The organism is Neptuniibacter sp. QD48_55 (assembly GCF_047778115.1).
Taxonomy (GTDB): domain Bacteria; phylum Pseudomonadota; class Gammaproteobacteria; order Pseudomonadales; family Balneatricaceae; genus Neptuniibacter.
In genome coordinates this window covers 1211549-1227658 of record NZ_CP180555.1, presented here as the reverse complement: position 1 = coordinate 1227658, position 16110 = coordinate 1211549, and the positions used below count along the sequence as shown (strand labels likewise).

Here is a 16110-nt window from a genome sequence, read left to right as displayed (position 1 = left end):
GAGTATGTGAGCAACGATATGAATCAGATCCCGGTTCAAGATGTCACACCCAAGAGCAAGAAAAAATCCCAAGAGTACGACCTATATGCCAAACGCGAGCATATTTATGTAAAGAACTACAAAGGTATCTTTAAAACCTTACGCCAAGCCTCTAGCTTTATCATGCTATTGATGTTCTTTGGCTTCTCATGGATCACATGGGATGGCAGACAGGCCGTTCTGTTTGATCTACCCAACAGACAATTCCATGTATTTGGTAGCACCTTCTGGCCACAAGACTTTATGTTACTGTCTTGGCTACTGATTATTCTTGCCTTTGCCCTCTTCTTCTTTACCGTATTTGCCGGTCGATTATGGTGTGGTTATGCTTGCCCGCAATTCGTTTGGACTTGGATCTATATCTGGATAGAGAACTTCACCGAAGGTGATCGCAACAAGCGAATGAAGCTGGATAAATCTAAAGGCTGGAGCAAAGAAAAATTACTGAGAAAAAGCGCAAAACACTTCCTATGGGTCGCTTTCTCTATTATTTCCGCTATCGCGTTTGTTGGTTACTTCACTCCAATTCGCGAGCTTATCCCAAGCATCTTTAGTTTTGAACTTGGCCCTTGGGAGATGTGGTGGTTAGGCTTCCTTGCCGTAGCAACCTATGGCAACGCTGGCTGGTTGCGTGAGCAGGTATGTATCTACATGTGCCCTTACGCTCGCTTCCAATCAGTTATGTTCGACCAAGACACTTTGATCATTTCTTACGACGAGAAACGCGGCGAAAGCCGAGGCAAACGTAAAAAAGGCTCTGACTATAAAGCAGAAGGCTTAGGCGACTGTATTGATTGCTACAATTGTGTTTATGTTTGCCCAGTGGGAATCGACATTCGCGACGGCCTGCAATATGAGTGTGTAGCCTGTGGTGCTTGTGTTGACGCCTGTGACGACATTATGGAACGCGTCGGTTACGAAAAAGGCCTCGTACGCTACACAACTGAGCATCAACTTGACGGTAATAAAACGCACATCATGCGTCCTAGATTAATCGGTTACTTCGCTGTTTTATGTGCGATGTGTGTCGCGTTTGCCTACACAATATATAGCCGTATTCCGTTAGAAGTCGATATCTTACGCGATCGTGGGCAGCTATATACAGAAGTCACTTCAGGTGTTATCGAGAATGTATATACACTGAAACTTGCCAATAAAGAGCAAGTCGATCATAGCTACACTATATCTGTGACAGGTATTGAAGGCCTTGAATACATTGGCAAATCCGAGGTCACTATCAAAGCAGGTGAGCTAATTGATCTTCCAATTAGATTGAACATTAAGAAGATATACCTAAGCAAAGCCAATAACAATATCAACTTCAAAGTGATAGCAAAGGACAATTCCGACATTGTTATAGAAGTTGAAAACCGTTTTATTGGCCCTGCACCTAAGCGCTAGGTCAAAAGAAGGGTCGATTAGAATAAATTCTAGGCCCCTTCTTTTAGAAATAAGGTAGAATAGCTGTCGGTCTGAAACTGGGTGTTCCAGTTTTGGATACGACAGTTTTTTTTTGGGTATTGATACATGAGTGACAGCGACAACAACATCCCCGGCCCATGGTACAAACAACCTTGGCTTTGGTTTATTTTATCACCGATTATTGCCGTAGTTTTTTACGGAACTTTTTACCTTTACCTATCAATCGTTACACATGACGGTTTGGTAAAAGATGACTACTACAAAGTAGCCCGAGGCCATTTTGTAGATAAAAGTCAGTCTCAAGAAGCGATCGACCTTGGCGTTAGCGGTCAGTTAAATCTCGATAATACAACTGGCGATCTAATGCTGAAATTCAAGAGCAAAGGCGATTATCTTCCAGAGTTCCTTAACCTCAGTATCATTCACCCTACTCACCAGCAATACGATCAGAGTATTCTACTTAAGCAAGTTCCTGGCACTGAAGCCTATACAGGCAGCTTAAAGAGCCTGCTACAAGGTAAGCGTTATCTGATCCTGAAGGATGAAGCCCGCAACTGGAACCTCCGTGCAGAGGCACATCCACCATACGATCAGAATACAATTGAGTTTAAACCTGCCCACGAACAATGAGCAGCAACCTTAACTCAGTAAAGTCTGCTGACTGTTACCACTGCGGCCTTACTATCCCTCCGGGTAGTAACTATAGTGCTGTAATTAACGGTGAAAGTAGAGATATGTGTTGCCCAGGCTGCCAAGCAGTCGCACAGACTATTGTCGATAGTGGCTTGGACAATTATTACAAACATCGTACTGAAGCAGCCTACTCCCCGGAGCTGAACACTAAGGACCTTCCGGAAACACTGCTTCTTGAGCTTGAGCTTTACGACGACGAAAATGTGCAAAGTAATTTCGTCAAAGTTAATGAATCTAGCTCCGAAGCCACACTGGTTATCGAAGGTATTACCTGCGCAGCTTGCGTGTGGTTACTCGATCACCACATCAGTAATATCGAGGGCGTAAGTAAAGCTAAGGTCAACCTGACCAACCACCGCGCTCGTATCACTTGGGATAAATCCCAAGCAAAACTCAGTAAAATCATGGCTGAGATATACCGAATTGGTTATCAAGCCCACCCTTACCACCCTGACAAAGAAGAGCAGCTCTTAGAGCAGGAACGTAAGCGTGCAACTCGCCGTCTAGGTGTTGCCGGCATCGGCATGATGCAGACTATGATGTTTGCTATCGCGCTTTATGGCGGTGCTCTACAGGGCATGGAAGATAAGTATGTCAGCTTTATCCGCTGGGCTAGCTTAGTCATTGCAACCCCAGTAATCCTTTATTCTGCACGTCCTTTCTTTATTGCAGCGCTAAGGGATCTTAAAACTCGACACTTAACCATGGACTTCCCTGTCTCTATCGCAATCGGTGGAGCTTATTTAGCCAGTGTCTGGGCAACCATCACGAATAGTGGTGAGGTCTATTACGACTCCGTTACTATGTTCACCTTCTTCCTGTTAATTGGCCGTTATCTTGAAATGCAGGCCCGTCATAGAACAGGCAAAGCGGGTAACGCACTCCTCAACTTACTACCGGCTAGTGCTATCAAACTAGTCGATGGTGAAGAGCAATTAGTACCTGCACAAGAACTGAAGCTAGACGATATTGTATTGGTCAAACCAGGCCATACGATTCCTGCAGATGGTATCATCATTGCTGGTAGCAGCTCGGTAGATGAAGCAGCGCTAACGGGTGAATACCTGCCTATTCGCAAAGATATCGATGACAAGGTTGTTGGCGGCACGATTAACGTCGAAAACCCGATCACGATTAAAATCACTCAGGTGGGTGACGAGACCAAGCTATCAGCTATTGTTCGTCTGCTCGATCGTGCTCAAGAAGATAAACCTAAAGTTGCTCAGATTGCTGATAAGGTTGCTAGCTACTTTGTAGCGGCGGTCTTAGTCACCGCAACCGTTGTAGCTACAGGTTGGTACTTCGTTGAGCCTGCTCATGCATTCTGGATCACCCTATCGGTACTGGTAGTGACTTGTCCTTGTGCGCTTTCATTGGCCACACCGACAGCACTCACTGCTGCCACAGGAACACTGCGCCAAAACGGTTTATTAATTACCCGAGGCCATGTACTTGAAAGCCTTTCGACGGCAACTCATGTTGTTTTCGATAAAACAGGCACGCTAACCGAGGGCAACCTCAGTCTTCAAGAAGTGGTTCCTCTAGCGGATCATGATCAAGACGCCTGTACCAAGTTTGCTGCTGCGCTTGAGAAGCACAGTGAACATCCAATTGCGCAAGCGTTCCACGATCAACAAGGTGATCTAGTAGCAACCGAGATCAAAGCAACACTTGGTCAAGGCATCGAAGGAGTGATCGACAATCAAAGATATCGTATTGGTAAACCTGATTATGCGAGCGAGATCCTAACGCAAAGTCAACCATCGCTACCTGAAACAAGTGGGCAGTGGTTGCTTCTATGTAATGAGACTCAAGCGCTAGCTTGGTTCCGCCTGAATGACCAAATCCGTCGCGAAGCTAAACAGACGATCGAGATCCTTCACTCGATGGGGCTTAACTGTCAGATGCTGACGGGCGATAACTCTTCAGCGGTAGCGGAAGTAGCCAGTCAACTAGGCATAGATACCGCTATATCCGGCGTATCACCTGCAGAAAAACTTGCTCATGTTAATAAGCTTCAAGAGGAAGGTGCTCATGTAATTATGGTGGGTGACGGTATTAACGACATCCCTGTACTTGCAGGAGCACAAACGTCTATCGCTATGGGCGGCGCTTCTGATCTTGCTAAAACCAATGCTGATGGCGTACTGATCAGCCACGATCTATTGCGTCTGGCTGATGGTATTTTGCTCGCGAGAAAGACTCAAAGAATCATTAAGCAAAACTTAGCTTGGTCACTTTGCTATAACCTAAGCGCTTTACCATTAGCGGCCTTTGGCTTCATTGCTCCGTATATGGCAGCAATTGGTATGTCGGCAAGTTCATTGGTCGTAGTCGGTAATGCGATGCGCCTGAACAAATTAACCCGAGGTTCTGTCCATTCCAATGACAGAGATCAGGGTACTCAGTCGGCTAAGCCTGACGCGGTTATGCAAAATCAGGTAGAATAAGCACATTTGAAAATTAGGGTTATGTAGTTTCAATGGATATAATTTTCCTGCTGATCCCCATTGCCATCTTGTTAATTGGCTTTGCTATCTGGGCTTTCTTCTGGAACGTTAACAACGGCCAGTACGACGATCTAGACAGCCCTGCACATAGCATTCTCTATGATGATGACGATGATCTGATTCCGGATGATGCAAAAGTAAAACCGACTGACAAAGGCAATGACTGAAGCACTTGTCATACCTACAGCATTCTTATTAGGTTTGCTTGGCGGTACGCATTGTCTAGGTATGTGCGGTGGCATAGCTGCCACCGTTTCCCTTAGCTCCCCTAAGGGAGGTCAGGGCTTCCTACTTTTACTCGGCTATAACTCTGGGCGCATTATTAGCTATGCAACTGCAGGCGCCATTTTAGGTAGCCTGAGTTGGTTATTAACCGATCCTATACTGCAACTCGTACTACGCAGCTTTGCCGGATTGATGCTGATTTTCATGGGCCTCTACATTGCCCAGTGGTGGAAAGGTTTAACCCACCTAGAAAGAGCAGGCGGAGTACTGTGGAAACAGATCAGTCCCGCCGCGAGTAAGCTTCTACCGGTTAGAAATATCGGACAAGCGTTCATGCTGGGTGGGCTGTGGGGTTGGCTGCCGTGCGGCTTGGTATATAGCACTTTAATTTGGGCTTCAGCAGCATCCGACTGGCTAACCAGCGCACAATTGATGGCGGCATTTGGCGTAGGCACTTTGCCTGCCATGCTGTTAACCGGTGTACTGGCCCAACAAGTTAAACAAATTCTTCAGAAGCGTCTGACCCAACATATTTCGGGCGCAATCATTATTGGAATGGGCTTATACAGCATCCCTTGGATGGGAATATTCCAACAATAACTGAGCACTTTTCGCAAGAAACTGATTACAGAGGAAGACAAACGTGGATAACAATCTGATTAAATGGGATCTGGACTTGATCAAACGATACGACCTATCGGGTCCTCGTTATACATCCTACCCTACTGCTGTTCAGTTTGACCCAGAGTTGTCTCCTAGTGATCTAGTAACAACCGGACAAAACTCTGCGGACATCAATGATCCACTTTCGCTGTATGTTCACATCCCATTCTGTGCGCATGTTTGCTACTACTGCGCATGCAATAAAGTGATCACGCGTAACCGCAAAAAAGCACAGCCTTATCTGGATACTCTTTATAAAGAGATGGCTCAGCTATCTAAATGGTACAGCAATGACCGTAAAGTAACTCAGTTACACTGGGGTGGCGGTACACCAACATTCATTAGCCACGAACAGATGATCGAGCTAATGGCTGAAATGCGCAAAAACTTTAACCTTCTGGATGACGATAGCGGTGATTACTCCATCGAAATCGATCCTCGAGAAGCAAGCCTAGAAACAATTAAAGTTCTTCGTGAAATAGGCTTTAACCGTATCAGTCTTGGCCTACAGGACATCGATCCAAAAGTTCAGGAAGCAGTTAACCGCGTTCAGTCAGTAGAACAAACAGCAGCAATTCTAGAAGAAGCTCGCAGATTAGGTTTCCGTTCCCTGAACCTAGATTTGATCTACGGACTTCCTTACCAAACGTTCGAAGGTTTTAACGCAACACTCGATACTGTGATCGAAATGAATCCAGATCGTCTTTCAGTATTCAACTACGCTCATCTTCCAGATCGTTTCCGTCCGCAGCGTCATATTCAGGAAGAAACACTGCCTAGCCCAGAGACTAAGCTTGCGATTCTAGAATCCACCATCAATAAGCTGCTTGATGCAGGTTATGTTTATATCGGTATGGACCACTTCGCTAAGCCTGATGATGAGCTAGCCATTGCTCAGCGCACAGGTAAATTACATCGTAATTTCCAAGGCTATACGACTCACTCAGAGTGCGACCTTGTCGCTATGGGCGTTTCGTCGATTAGCCAAATCGGCTCTGTTTATTATCAAAATGAGCACGACATGCCTTATTACAGTGCTGCAGTAGATAGTAACGCTCATGCAATTAAGCGCGGTGTAAGCCTGACGCAAGATGACATCATCCGTCGTCATGTAATCACACAGCTAATCTGCCACTTTGAGCTAGACAAAACAGCGGTTGAATCAAAATTTGATATTGCTTTCGACGACTATTTCGCAACTTCCATTGCTGAGCTAGAAGCATTTACTAAAGATGGCTTAATCAGCATGAATGCAAATGAGATTGTAGTCTCTCCTGCTGGTCGCCTATTGATTCGTCGTATATGTATGGCATTTGATGCGTATATACCAAAAGATCAGAGTTCACAGCGTTTCTCGAAGATTATTTAACTTTCCGTATTTACGGAAATATTACATAATCAGTGGGTAGCCATTCGATATAACCACGACAGGATCGCACTATGAGTGATAACAAGGCAACTGATGGAAAACTACGTAGTCTACAGCAGGTAAGCTGCAACACTTGTAGTCTGAGCTCTTTGTGTCTGCCCGTATCTCTGGATATGACAGAGATGGAACGCCTGGACAACATTATCGACAAAAGCCGCCCACTGAAAAAAGGCGAGCATCTTTTCCACCAAGGCGAAGAATTTGCGAGTGTTTATGCCATCCGCGTCGGCACAGTAAAAACTTACACAATCACAAATGAAGGTGAAGAGCAGATCACCGGGTTCTACTTCCCAGGTGAACTGGTTGGTATGAGCGGTTTTGATAACAACGAATACCCTGTATCTGCAAAAATCCTCGAAACAACTACGGTTTGTGAAATTCCGTTCGAGCGTTTGGACGAACTTTCCGGTCAGTTACCTGAATTACGCCGCCAACTGCTGCGTACGATGAGTAAAGAGATCCGTGAAGAGCAACAGATGATGCTGCTCCTATCGAAGAAGAATGCTGAAGAACGTGTTGCAACATTCCTTGTGAAATTATCGATGCGTTTTAAAGCACGTGGTTATTCTGAAACAAGTTTCCGTTTATCGATGTCGCGTAACGAGATCGGTAACTATCTAGGCCTTGCAGTTGAAACCGTAAGTCGAATTTTTACCCGCTTCCAGAAGTCCGAACTATTACAAGTTGAAGGTAAAGAGGTTCATATCCAGGATCTGGATAAACTTTACGAACTATCTGGCGAGTGTCCAGCTAAGGACGCTGAAGAGCCTGTAACTGCTCAATGTGGCAAAGGCACTTGCAGTTAGCCCCTACACATAAAAAAGCACCGATCGCTTTCGCAACCGGTGCTTATTTAGTCGCACAATTAAGTAGCCATCTCAATGTGTAACCCAACGCATTTATTAAAGCTTTTGCTGCGTAATAAAACATTGAGCTGTGTCAAAACCTGCTGTTTCTAAGGAGTTCTTCATGTCATATGACGAATGTTATGTGAAATCCGTAATTCGTACGATCCCAGACTGGCCGGAGCCAGGCGTTCAATTCCGCGATATCACTCCACTATTTAAAGATCCTAAAGCGCTTCGCATGATCTCTGATGCATTTATCCAGCGCTATATCGACAGTGACATCACGCATATTGCGAGTATTGATGCTCGTGGTTTTTTGATCAGCTCCATCATGTCTTACCACCTGAATATTCCTTTGGTACTCGTCCGTAAAAAAGGCAAACTACCGGGTGAAACCATTCATCAGGAATACCAGCTTGAATACGGTACTGCAGCTGTAGAGATGCAGACTGATGCTGTGAAGGAAGGCGATCGCGTTTTGGTATTTGATGACCTGATTGCTACAGGTGGCACTATCTTAGCAGCGTGCAGTCTCATCAAAGAACTTGGTGCGGAAGTGTCAGAAGCAGCAGCACTAATCGATCTGCCAGACCTACAAGGTTCTAGCAAAATCCAAGATGCAGGTGTACCAGTACATACCCTTCTTGCTTACGCTGGCATCTAATTAAAACCTGACGGCAGCCCAATCTAATCGCTGCCGTCAGTTTTATCCCTTTCTTACTTATCCCGCTAGCTAATTCTTCACCTCTCTTTTATTTCAGCCAATTGCAGATTTTCTCTTCCATCGCGTACAAATCTTGCCTACCATGCTCTGCCAATTTTTTCGTTTTCTGGAGCTGCTATGTGGTTTAAAAATGTAATTTTCTATCGCCTAACTGAAGCGTTTGAATACACTCAAGAGCAGCTGCAAGAAAAACTTATCGAACACGCTTTTCACCCATGTAAAAGCCAAGAACTAAGCCGTTATGGCTGGGTATCGCCATGTCACTTATTGGATGATGTTCACGCGCATCAGGTACACGGCATGTTTATGCTAGCTGCACGCAAGGAAGAAAAGATCCTTCCCGGCGCCGTAATTAAAGAAGCCGTTGGCGAAAAAGTTGCGGTCATCGAGCATGAACAAGCACGCAAAGTGTACAAAAAAGAACGCGACCAACTGAAAGATGAAGTGATTCTTGATCTATTGCCTCGTGCCTTCAGTAAATTCCAGCAGACCACCGCTCTGATCAACCCTGCAGCTGGCTGGATTGCAGTAGATGCTTCTAGCCATAAACGCGCAGAAGAGCTACTAAGTCACCTTCGTGGCACATTAGGCAGTCTGCCAATCACACTGCCTGATGTAAACCAATCACCTTCTGCCGTTATGTCACATTGGTTGGAGCAACACGACAGCATCCCACAAGGCTTTGAAGTACTAGATGAATGTGAGCTACGTGATAACGTCATAGAAGGCGGCGTAATTCGAATCAAAGGCCAACAACTGGAAGATGATGAGTTTGTTGCCCACCTAGAAGCAGGCAAGCGTGTAGTGAAGCTCGCTCTAGAATGGGATGAGCAGCTCAAGATTACTCTGCAAGAAGACCTGTCTATCAAACGTCTAAAACTGAGCGAACAGCTACAGGAGAAAATGGCCGACGAAGCAGCGGAAGACGAAATCGCTCAATTCGATGCCGATATGGTTCAAATGGGTCTAGAGTTCAGCAAGCTATTCCCTGCTCTAATTGAAGCCTTTGGCGGCGAAGCACAACGCCCTTAATTATTAGCTGACTGTCCAAGCTTAATTTATAACTCGGCGCGACTAGTGGTAAGGTTATAAATTAAGCTTTCATCTCCAATATGGGCAGAGCAGATGGATTACGCACCGGAATACACAAAGCGCGAGAAGATAAAGCTCATTATCCTGTTTATGGGTTTAGGCGCTGTTCTCATAGCCGCTGGCGAGCTTTGGTTATTCCCATCTATCACCCGCCTTGCAGAACAGCCTCACTGTTACAGTCTGTTTGACCTAAACGGGGCTGATTATCTTTGGCACCTTTTACTGATTGGAATACCTATTTCGATCTTCCTAATCCTTGCCATAACGATGCTCCCCATGGCTTTCAGAGGGTTAATACAAGCGCAATTCCCACCAAAGGGCTACAAAGTATTTAAACCGACACCGATTCGCAGAGGCATGAGAGGACAGTTCATGGCTGGCCTCTTGATGTTTGTCATTGCCTCTCCTCTGTTTATCGCTATATATGGAGCTAATCAGTTGGATAAGATGCCTGAAATAGAGGCTCCTAAAAAATCTAAAGATCTTTACCCAGCCATCATAAAACCGTCTAGTCATTAAGCACGTATACACCTTTGATTTTTATACTTCTAAGTAATAATGTTTCACAATATCCACAAATGATTTAATAATCATTATTATTTTCATTACCAGATAGAGAGAATACATACGATGAATATTAAAACTTTAAGCGCGGGCCTAGCTCTAGCTGTATGTGCCAATTTTGCTAATGCTGCTGATCATACAGTCATGATGAAAAATTCAGGTCCTGACGGCTCCATGGTTTTTGAGCCTGCCATTTTAAATGTAGAAGTAGGTGATACCGTTACATTCCAACCTACAGATCCAGGTCACAACTCTGAATCAATCAGCAACCTAATCCCTGCGGGTTCGACAGGCTGGAAAGGAAAAATGATGAAAGAAGTTTCTTTCACCGTCGATAAGGAAGGCGTGTACGTATACAAATGCCGTCCACACGCGATGATGGCAATGGTGGGGGTCGTTGTAGCAGGTAAACCAACAAACCTAGAAGAAGTAAAAACCAATGCGGCTGAGCTAAGCGCTACGTTTGTGATGAATAAGGATCGCTTAACTAACTACCTAAACCAAATTAAATAGACACCTTATTCTCAGATAGTAGGGGGTACAATAAAACTCCCTACTATTCCAGATAATAATCCCCTACCGTAGTCAGCCCTAAGCTTGTCCAAGCTTGCATGCCACCTCGATAGTAATTCAACTTTTCCTCTGGGTAATCTAGCTCTAGTAACGCCCATATAAAGGTAGGCGTCTGTCCACACCAATAGCCGTTACAAAAAGCAGCAAGTGTTTTTGCCCGACTGAAATCCCAAACGCCATCTTTGTTGATTGCTCCCAACTCTTCCAACGTATCGGAAATAGTTTCAGGATCTTTTAACAAGGTGTATGGAATATTGGTGCTGCCCGGTATGGTCAGTCGGTAATGCCAGCCCTCAGTGCGAGTATCGACAATTAAAGTAGAGCTATCTGTTTGAGCTTGTTGTAGATACTCAATAAATTCCCTCTCGCCAATGGTTTCCACTTCATAAGGTTCGAATGGAAACATAGGTTGCGGTGTGCCACGAGAGGTCGTTAGATAAAGCTCATGGATAGTATTATCAGACTCTTGGTTGCGCTTAATCTCAACAGACTCACCTTCATGCTCAACCACAAAAGAGAAAAGTTCTGGGGTAATCATCACCCTCTTACTCTGCTCAGCAACGAGATACGGCGAAAACAAGAAAACCATCCATACCAGAATAGATCGCTTAAATTGACTAAGCATCGTAAAACCTCAACTCTTGAAATCAGACACAAAAAAGGAGCCTTAGGCTCCTTAGTAATATCAATTTTTCGCAAAAATAAATAGCGCGTTATTTCATATCCAACAGCATATCGATCGAATATTTAGATGCATCAGGGTCTAAGGACAGCTTCTCACATTCAACCAAAAACTTATTTTCACGCTCTTTACTGTCGCTATAGCCGAATTCGTTACCATCTAAGCTTTGCAGTTGCAGCGTAGCCTTATGATAGAAAGCGAGAACAATCGCCGCCGTTGTATCACCTTCTTTCAGACGCTCTTCCCAACGATGGCGATGGTTTTGAATCTTAAGCGCCTGTTTCTTAAGGTTCCAGCCGTACCGAAGCTCATCAAAATACGGCTTTTTAGCCACTTGGGTAAAGATAATAATGGAGATAGCTAAGCCAATTAGCACCCCAGTTAGGTTCACCATCATATTCTCGCCTTCAGCATTACCATAGTAATGACGTAATACGGCGCTCAACCCTAAACCTATTACAGCAAAAATCAGACTAAAAACGATACCTACCTTGCGCTGCTTTTGCTTGTAAACAACTTTATCAATTTCTCTAAGTTCCACGAATGTACCCTATAACACTAGTTAACCTGTAGATTACCTTACAGGCTTAATATGAACCGAATTAACTTGCAGTCAAAATCTGCCAGTGTAGACTTATCGCCTCGATTTTAAAGGCCCTTTCTACCACAATCTGATGTATTCCGTAAAAGAGATTTTCTATAGCTTGCAAGGTGAAGGTGCGCAAAGTGGACGCGCATCAATTTTTTGTCGTTTTTCTGGCTGTAATCTTTGGTCAGGACGCGAGCAAGACCGTGAAAAAGCTATCTGCGATTTTTGCGATACTGACTTTATCGGTACCGATGGCCAGAACGGTGGCAAGTTCGCTACCGCAGCTGAACTTTGCCAGTTTCTCAAAAGCTTCTGGCCCGAGCGGAACAACGAAAAGCCTTACATCATCTTCACGGGTGGTGAACCTGCGCTTCAACTAGACCAAACCTTGGTGGATGAATGCCACGCGAACGGTTTTGAACTTGCCATCGAAACCAATGGTACGAAGCCACTACCCGATAATATCGATTGGATCTGTGTGAGCCCTAAAGCCGATGCCGAAGTAATTATCACCCAAGGTGATGAAATTAAATTGGTTTACCCGCAACCGCTAGCGCAGCCGGACCAGTTCGAACAACTTAGTTTCACACACTTCTACCTACAGCCGATGGACGGCCCTGCACGTTCAATCTACACAAAAGAAGTGATCGACTATTGCTTAGCCCACCCACAATGGAAGCTAAGCTTACAGAACCATAAAGTGCTAGGCATAGACTAAAAGCTCTAGCACTCCCCTTTACACCACAGTTCGCGCTCTACGACTTAAAATAGGCCAGTTACGCCAAATAATAAGCATAAACGCTGGTATATTCATCAATACCCCATAGATCAGCGCACTGGCAGACATCTCGTCATTTTGCAAAATTGCAGAGGTAATAATCAGCGCCACCGCTGCATTTTGAATACCGATCTCAATGGCATAGGTTAGTTTCTGCTCTGAAGTTAAGCCCATAAGTTTCGCAATCAAATATCCACTTAACATTGCCATTGTGACTAAACACAAAACAGCTGGCGCAACTTGAACAAGGTAGCTAGGTAGGGTTGCCAAATTCGCCTTTACGATCCCTATCACAACAACGATAAGGAAAAGACAAGCAAGCGCTTTAGTAATAATCTCCAGTTTCTGGCAAATATGCGGCCATTTATTGTGGACTAATGCTCCCAGAAAAACAGGTACTACTGCTATCAATAATAATTTAGCGACGGTTTCTACAACCGGTAAGCTGACCGCTGTCGAATCACCAAGTAAATAACTGATCGCTAACATCGTAAAAATGGGCATCGTAAAGGGCGTTATTAAACCAGAAATTGCCGTGATACATACAGAGAGAACCGTATCGCCTTTACATAAGTAAGTGATCATATTCGAAGTTGCACCACCTGGGGCAAAGCTCAAAACTAAAATACCTACTGCCAATACAGCAGGCACTTGAAACAGACTCACCACCAAAAGCGCTAAAATAGGTAGAAACAACAGCTGAGTGATGACGGCAACACCCACAATAACAGGCCGCTGCCAAAGGAGAGAAAAGGCTTTTAAATGCAGCGACATCCCTACACCAAACATAATTGAAAAAAGAGCGACAGGTAACAACACCTGACCAATTCCGCTTGATCCCATTTACTTCTCTCCAAATCCAACAAACTAGACTAAGGTCTACATCCAAAAATTAGCTTTCAAAAGCTTCTATTAATGTAGAAAAACAAAACTCCCTTAAAATATAGGGCCTTGCCACGGCTACTCACATTAGCTGTGGATAACTTTGTGAATTAAGACTTTAAAACATCATGAAACGCCCATAAATCAAGGCGACCCAATAAACTGATCATTTTTTAATCAGTTTATTTTTAATTCTTTAAATTCAATATGTTACATAAGTCAACAGAACAATATTAATTTTTTTTGTTGTTAATCGCACCCATTTAGTGCGCTTGTTTGCCCACAGTGAACAACATCTTCCTGTAATAAAACAGAACACCAGCTACAACCTAGTAATAACGGTAACCATCAAGACAAATTCAAACAAGGTAATTGCACCAAATATGAACTGAGCCAGATCAATCGCTCAGTAAAAAATTCTTCCTCATCGAGATCTGGATTATCCAAGATAGATCATATTTTTTAATCTCTAACCTGCTAGGCTTTACAGGAATGGTCTAAACCGAGTTTCTATGGACGTTATGCAAAGAACAGAGCAGGAAAACAAGGCAGCAAACAAAGTGACCTGGATCGGCGCTGCAGTAAACGCCGTACTTGGTTTACTTAAGATCATTTTGGGGCTGCTCTTTCATTCAGCTGCCCTAGTCGCAGACGGTATCCATTCCCTATCTGATCTTATTACCGATGTGATGGTCGTACTGATATTAAAAATATCGGCTAAAGGTCCCGATGAAGATCACCCTTGGGGTCATGGGCATTTTGAAGCCTTAGGAACCGTAATTCTTGGCAGTATATTAATTGCTGTCGCTGGTGCTATGGCTTACGACAGTACATTAAACCTAATTGAAGCCTCCGAACTGCTTCTTCCCGAATGGCCAGTTTTAGTAATTGCAGCACTATCCATCGCGGCCAAAGAGTGGATCTATCGTTATACACTGCAGATTGGTAAACAGATCGATTCAGCGCTCTTGATTGCTAACGCATGGCATAGCCGCACCGATGCCCTCTCATCAATTGTCGTATTTATTGGTGTCGCCGGCGCTATGGCTGGTTTTATTTGGTTAGATGCTGTCGCTGCAATGATTGTCGCGGCCATGGTCGCAAAGATCGGTTGGGATTTAAGTTGGAGCAATCTAAAACAGCTACTCGGAACATCCATCCCAAAAGAAGATATCAACCGTTACAAAGAACAGATCCTCTCGATAGAAGGCATTATAAACGTCCATAGTTTTAAAACCCGGACTATGGGCAATAAACATGTCATGGAACTTCATATTCAAGTTGCGCCTCACTTAAGCGCCTCTGAAGGACACTATATTGGCAACAAAGCTTGCCAGCGCCTGCAAGATAATCAGGAGATAGGGCATATCATCTTCCACATCGATACTTATGATGATGAAGGCCTTGATACTCTTGCACCGGAAACAGCATTGCCTTCAAGGGGTGAAATCACCTTATCAATAGATCATTTTTTTAACTCTATTTGCCAAGAAGCAGTGCCATATCAACTCTCTCTTTATTATTATGACCGCCATATTGATTTAGAAATATTACTAAGCCTTGAGCAACTCCAATTTCTTCGCCAGAACGGTCTCGACGAGGCCACTCTTGTTGATGGACTAAAAATAGAGTTAGCTAAATCTGGAACGCCATGGCTTGGGACAATCTACCTAGCAGGCGGCATTAAGCAATGACAGAGTTTTACCCTCAAAAGCCCTACCTCGACCACGAAATTGAGATAAAACACAGCCGCTTTATTACCCATGTCGCTCACACACCCGATTTAGAGTGTGCGCGAAACTTTATCACCGAAATTCAACAGCAACACCCAAAGGCAAACCATAACTGCTGGGCACATATTGCGGGTACACGAAGTTATCTACAATGTTGGAACAGCAGTGACGATGGCGAACCTAAAGGCACAGCAGGCAAGCCAATGCTGAACGTGCTTGAACATAGCGACCTATGTGAAATCACAGTCGTGGTAACTCGCTATTTTGGCGGGATAAAGCTGGGTGCCGGTGGACTTGTGAGGGCTTATAGCCAAGCTGTCCAGGAAGCACTGAAAGTTTTACCGACAGAGGAACGCATCCCTCTATTTCCATTCGACCTCTATCTCCCCCATCACCTAGTAGGAGATATAGAGCAGTTATTAAATCACGATCAGATCAATATTCTCGATAGAAACTGGAGTGAAGAACTTCATATTCAAGGGGAAGCCAGTGCTACCGCATTAGATCAGCTGAAACAACAACTGACTTCATTTAAACATTTAACCCGTTTTAAAGACGCTGATAGCCGCTGGTAAGCAATATATTCTCATAAAGCACACCACTCCGTTCCTCACGATGTTAAATTTGATAAGAACAGCTCTAGTTACGAATCTAACTCTATCAA

General features: G+C 44.2%; 17 protein-coding genes. 14 read left to right on the top strand and 3 right to left on the bottom strand.

Annotated elements, in window-relative coordinates; genetic code table 11:
* Positions 1-18: 18 nt before the first annotated feature.
* The 11 genes from ccoG (at position 19) to ACMXYW_RS05490 (ending at position 10722) form a co-directional block, all read left to right on the top strand.
* Positions 19-1440: a cytochrome c oxidase accessory protein CcoG gene (gene ccoG, locus ACMXYW_RS05540; protein WP_415905872.1), complete on the top strand. Its 1422-nt coding sequence runs from the start codon at positions 19-21 to the stop codon at positions 1438-1440.
* 126 nt (positions 1441-1566) lie between these two features.
* Positions 1567-2091, top strand: a complete 525-nt coding sequence (locus ACMXYW_RS05535; RefSeq protein ID WP_415884063.1) for a FixH family protein — start codon at positions 1567-1569, stop codon at positions 2089-2091.
* On the top strand, positions 2088-4604 hold the full coding sequence (locus ACMXYW_RS05530; protein ID WP_415905517.1) for a heavy metal translocating P-type ATPase: 2517 nt from the start codon (positions 2088-2090) through the stop codon (positions 4602-4604). The genes ACMXYW_RS05535 and ACMXYW_RS05530 overlap by 4 nt, the downstream gene beginning before the upstream one ends.
* 32 nt (positions 4605-4636) lie before the next feature.
* A complete protein-coding gene (gene ccoS / locus ACMXYW_RS05525; RefSeq protein WP_415905516.1) occupies positions 4637-4831 on the top strand; it encodes a cbb3-type cytochrome oxidase assembly protein CcoS in 195 nt (64 codons plus the stop codon).
* Positions 4824-5489, top strand: a complete 666-nt coding sequence (locus ACMXYW_RS05520) for a sulfite exporter TauE/SafE family protein (protein WP_415905515.1) — start codon at positions 4824-4826, stop codon at positions 5487-5489. The genes ccoS and ACMXYW_RS05520 overlap by 8 nt, the downstream gene beginning before the upstream one ends.
* Before the next feature lie 43 nt (positions 5490-5532).
* Positions 5533-6921, top strand: coding sequence for an oxygen-independent coproporphyrinogen III oxidase (hemN, locus tag ACMXYW_RS05515; RefSeq protein WP_415905514.1), 1389 nt, complete (start codon positions 5533-5535; stop codon positions 6919-6921).
* Positions 6922-6992: 71 nt separating this feature from the next.
* Positions 6993-7787: a fumarate/nitrate reduction transcriptional regulator Fnr gene (gene fnr / locus ACMXYW_RS05510; RefSeq protein ID WP_415884058.1), complete on the top strand. Its 795-nt coding sequence runs from the start codon at positions 6993-6995 to the stop codon at positions 7785-7787.
* Positions 7788-7950: 163 nt separating this feature from the next.
* Positions 7951-8493, top strand: a complete 543-nt coding sequence (locus tag ACMXYW_RS05505) for an adenine phosphoribosyltransferase (RefSeq protein WP_415887636.1) — start codon at positions 7951-7953, stop codon at positions 8491-8493.
* Between the two features lie 177 nt (positions 8494-8670).
* On the top strand, positions 8671-9585 hold the full coding sequence (gene rdgC / locus ACMXYW_RS05500) for a recombination-associated protein RdgC (RefSeq protein WP_415905513.1): 915 nt from the start codon (positions 8671-8673) through the stop codon (positions 9583-9585).
* Between the two features lie 93 nt (positions 9586-9678).
* Positions 9679-10164, top strand: a complete 486-nt coding sequence (locus tag ACMXYW_RS05495; protein ID WP_415905512.1) for a hypothetical protein — start codon at positions 9679-9681, stop codon at positions 10162-10164.
* A gap of 111 nt (positions 10165-10275) precedes the next feature.
* Positions 10276-10722: a pseudoazurin gene (locus ACMXYW_RS05490; protein WP_415905511.1), complete on the top strand. Its 447-nt coding sequence runs from the start codon at positions 10276-10278 to the stop codon at positions 10720-10722.
* A 43-nt stretch (positions 10723-10765) separates the two neighbouring features.
* Here the strand turns inward: ACMXYW_RS05490 and ACMXYW_RS05485 are convergent, their stop codons facing one another.
* Positions 10766-11407 (bottom strand): rhodanese-like domain-containing protein, encoded by a 642-nt coding sequence (locus tag ACMXYW_RS05485; RefSeq protein ID WP_415898658.1) that lies wholly within the window; start codon positions 11405-11407, stop codon positions 10766-10768.
* Between the two features lie 88 nt (positions 11408-11495).
* The gene (locus tag ACMXYW_RS05480; protein WP_415898659.1) at positions 11496-12005 is read right to left on the bottom strand and encodes a DUF3087 family protein; all 510 of its coding nucleotides are present in this window, start codon (positions 12003-12005) and stop codon (positions 11496-11498) included.
* 133 nt (positions 12006-12138) lie between these two features.
* On the opposite strand from ACMXYW_RS05480, the gene queE reads away from it, so the two are divergent.
* The gene (gene queE, locus ACMXYW_RS05475) at positions 12139-12771 is read left to right on the top strand and encodes a 7-carboxy-7-deazaguanine synthase (protein ID WP_415905510.1); all 633 of its coding nucleotides are present in this window, start codon (positions 12139-12141) and stop codon (positions 12769-12771) included.
* Between the two features lie 18 nt (positions 12772-12789).
* Here queE and ACMXYW_RS05470 read toward each other — a convergent pair whose 3' ends face one another.
* Positions 12790-13674, bottom strand: coding sequence for a bile acid:sodium symporter family protein (locus ACMXYW_RS05470; RefSeq protein ID WP_415905508.1), 885 nt, complete (start codon positions 13672-13674; stop codon positions 12790-12792).
* Positions 13675-14225: 551 nt separating this feature from the next.
* Here ACMXYW_RS05470 and ACMXYW_RS05465 point away from each other — a divergent pair.
* Positions 14226-15407, top strand: a complete 1182-nt coding sequence (locus ACMXYW_RS05465; protein WP_415905507.1) for a cation diffusion facilitator family transporter — start codon at positions 14226-14228, stop codon at positions 15405-15407.
* The gene (locus ACMXYW_RS05460; protein WP_415905506.1) at positions 15404-16021 is read left to right on the top strand and encodes a YigZ family protein; all 618 of its coding nucleotides are present in this window, start codon (positions 15404-15406) and stop codon (positions 16019-16021) included. The genes ACMXYW_RS05465 and ACMXYW_RS05460 overlap by 4 nt, the downstream gene beginning before the upstream one ends.
* The last annotated feature ends 89 nt before the right edge of the window (positions 16022-16110 follow it).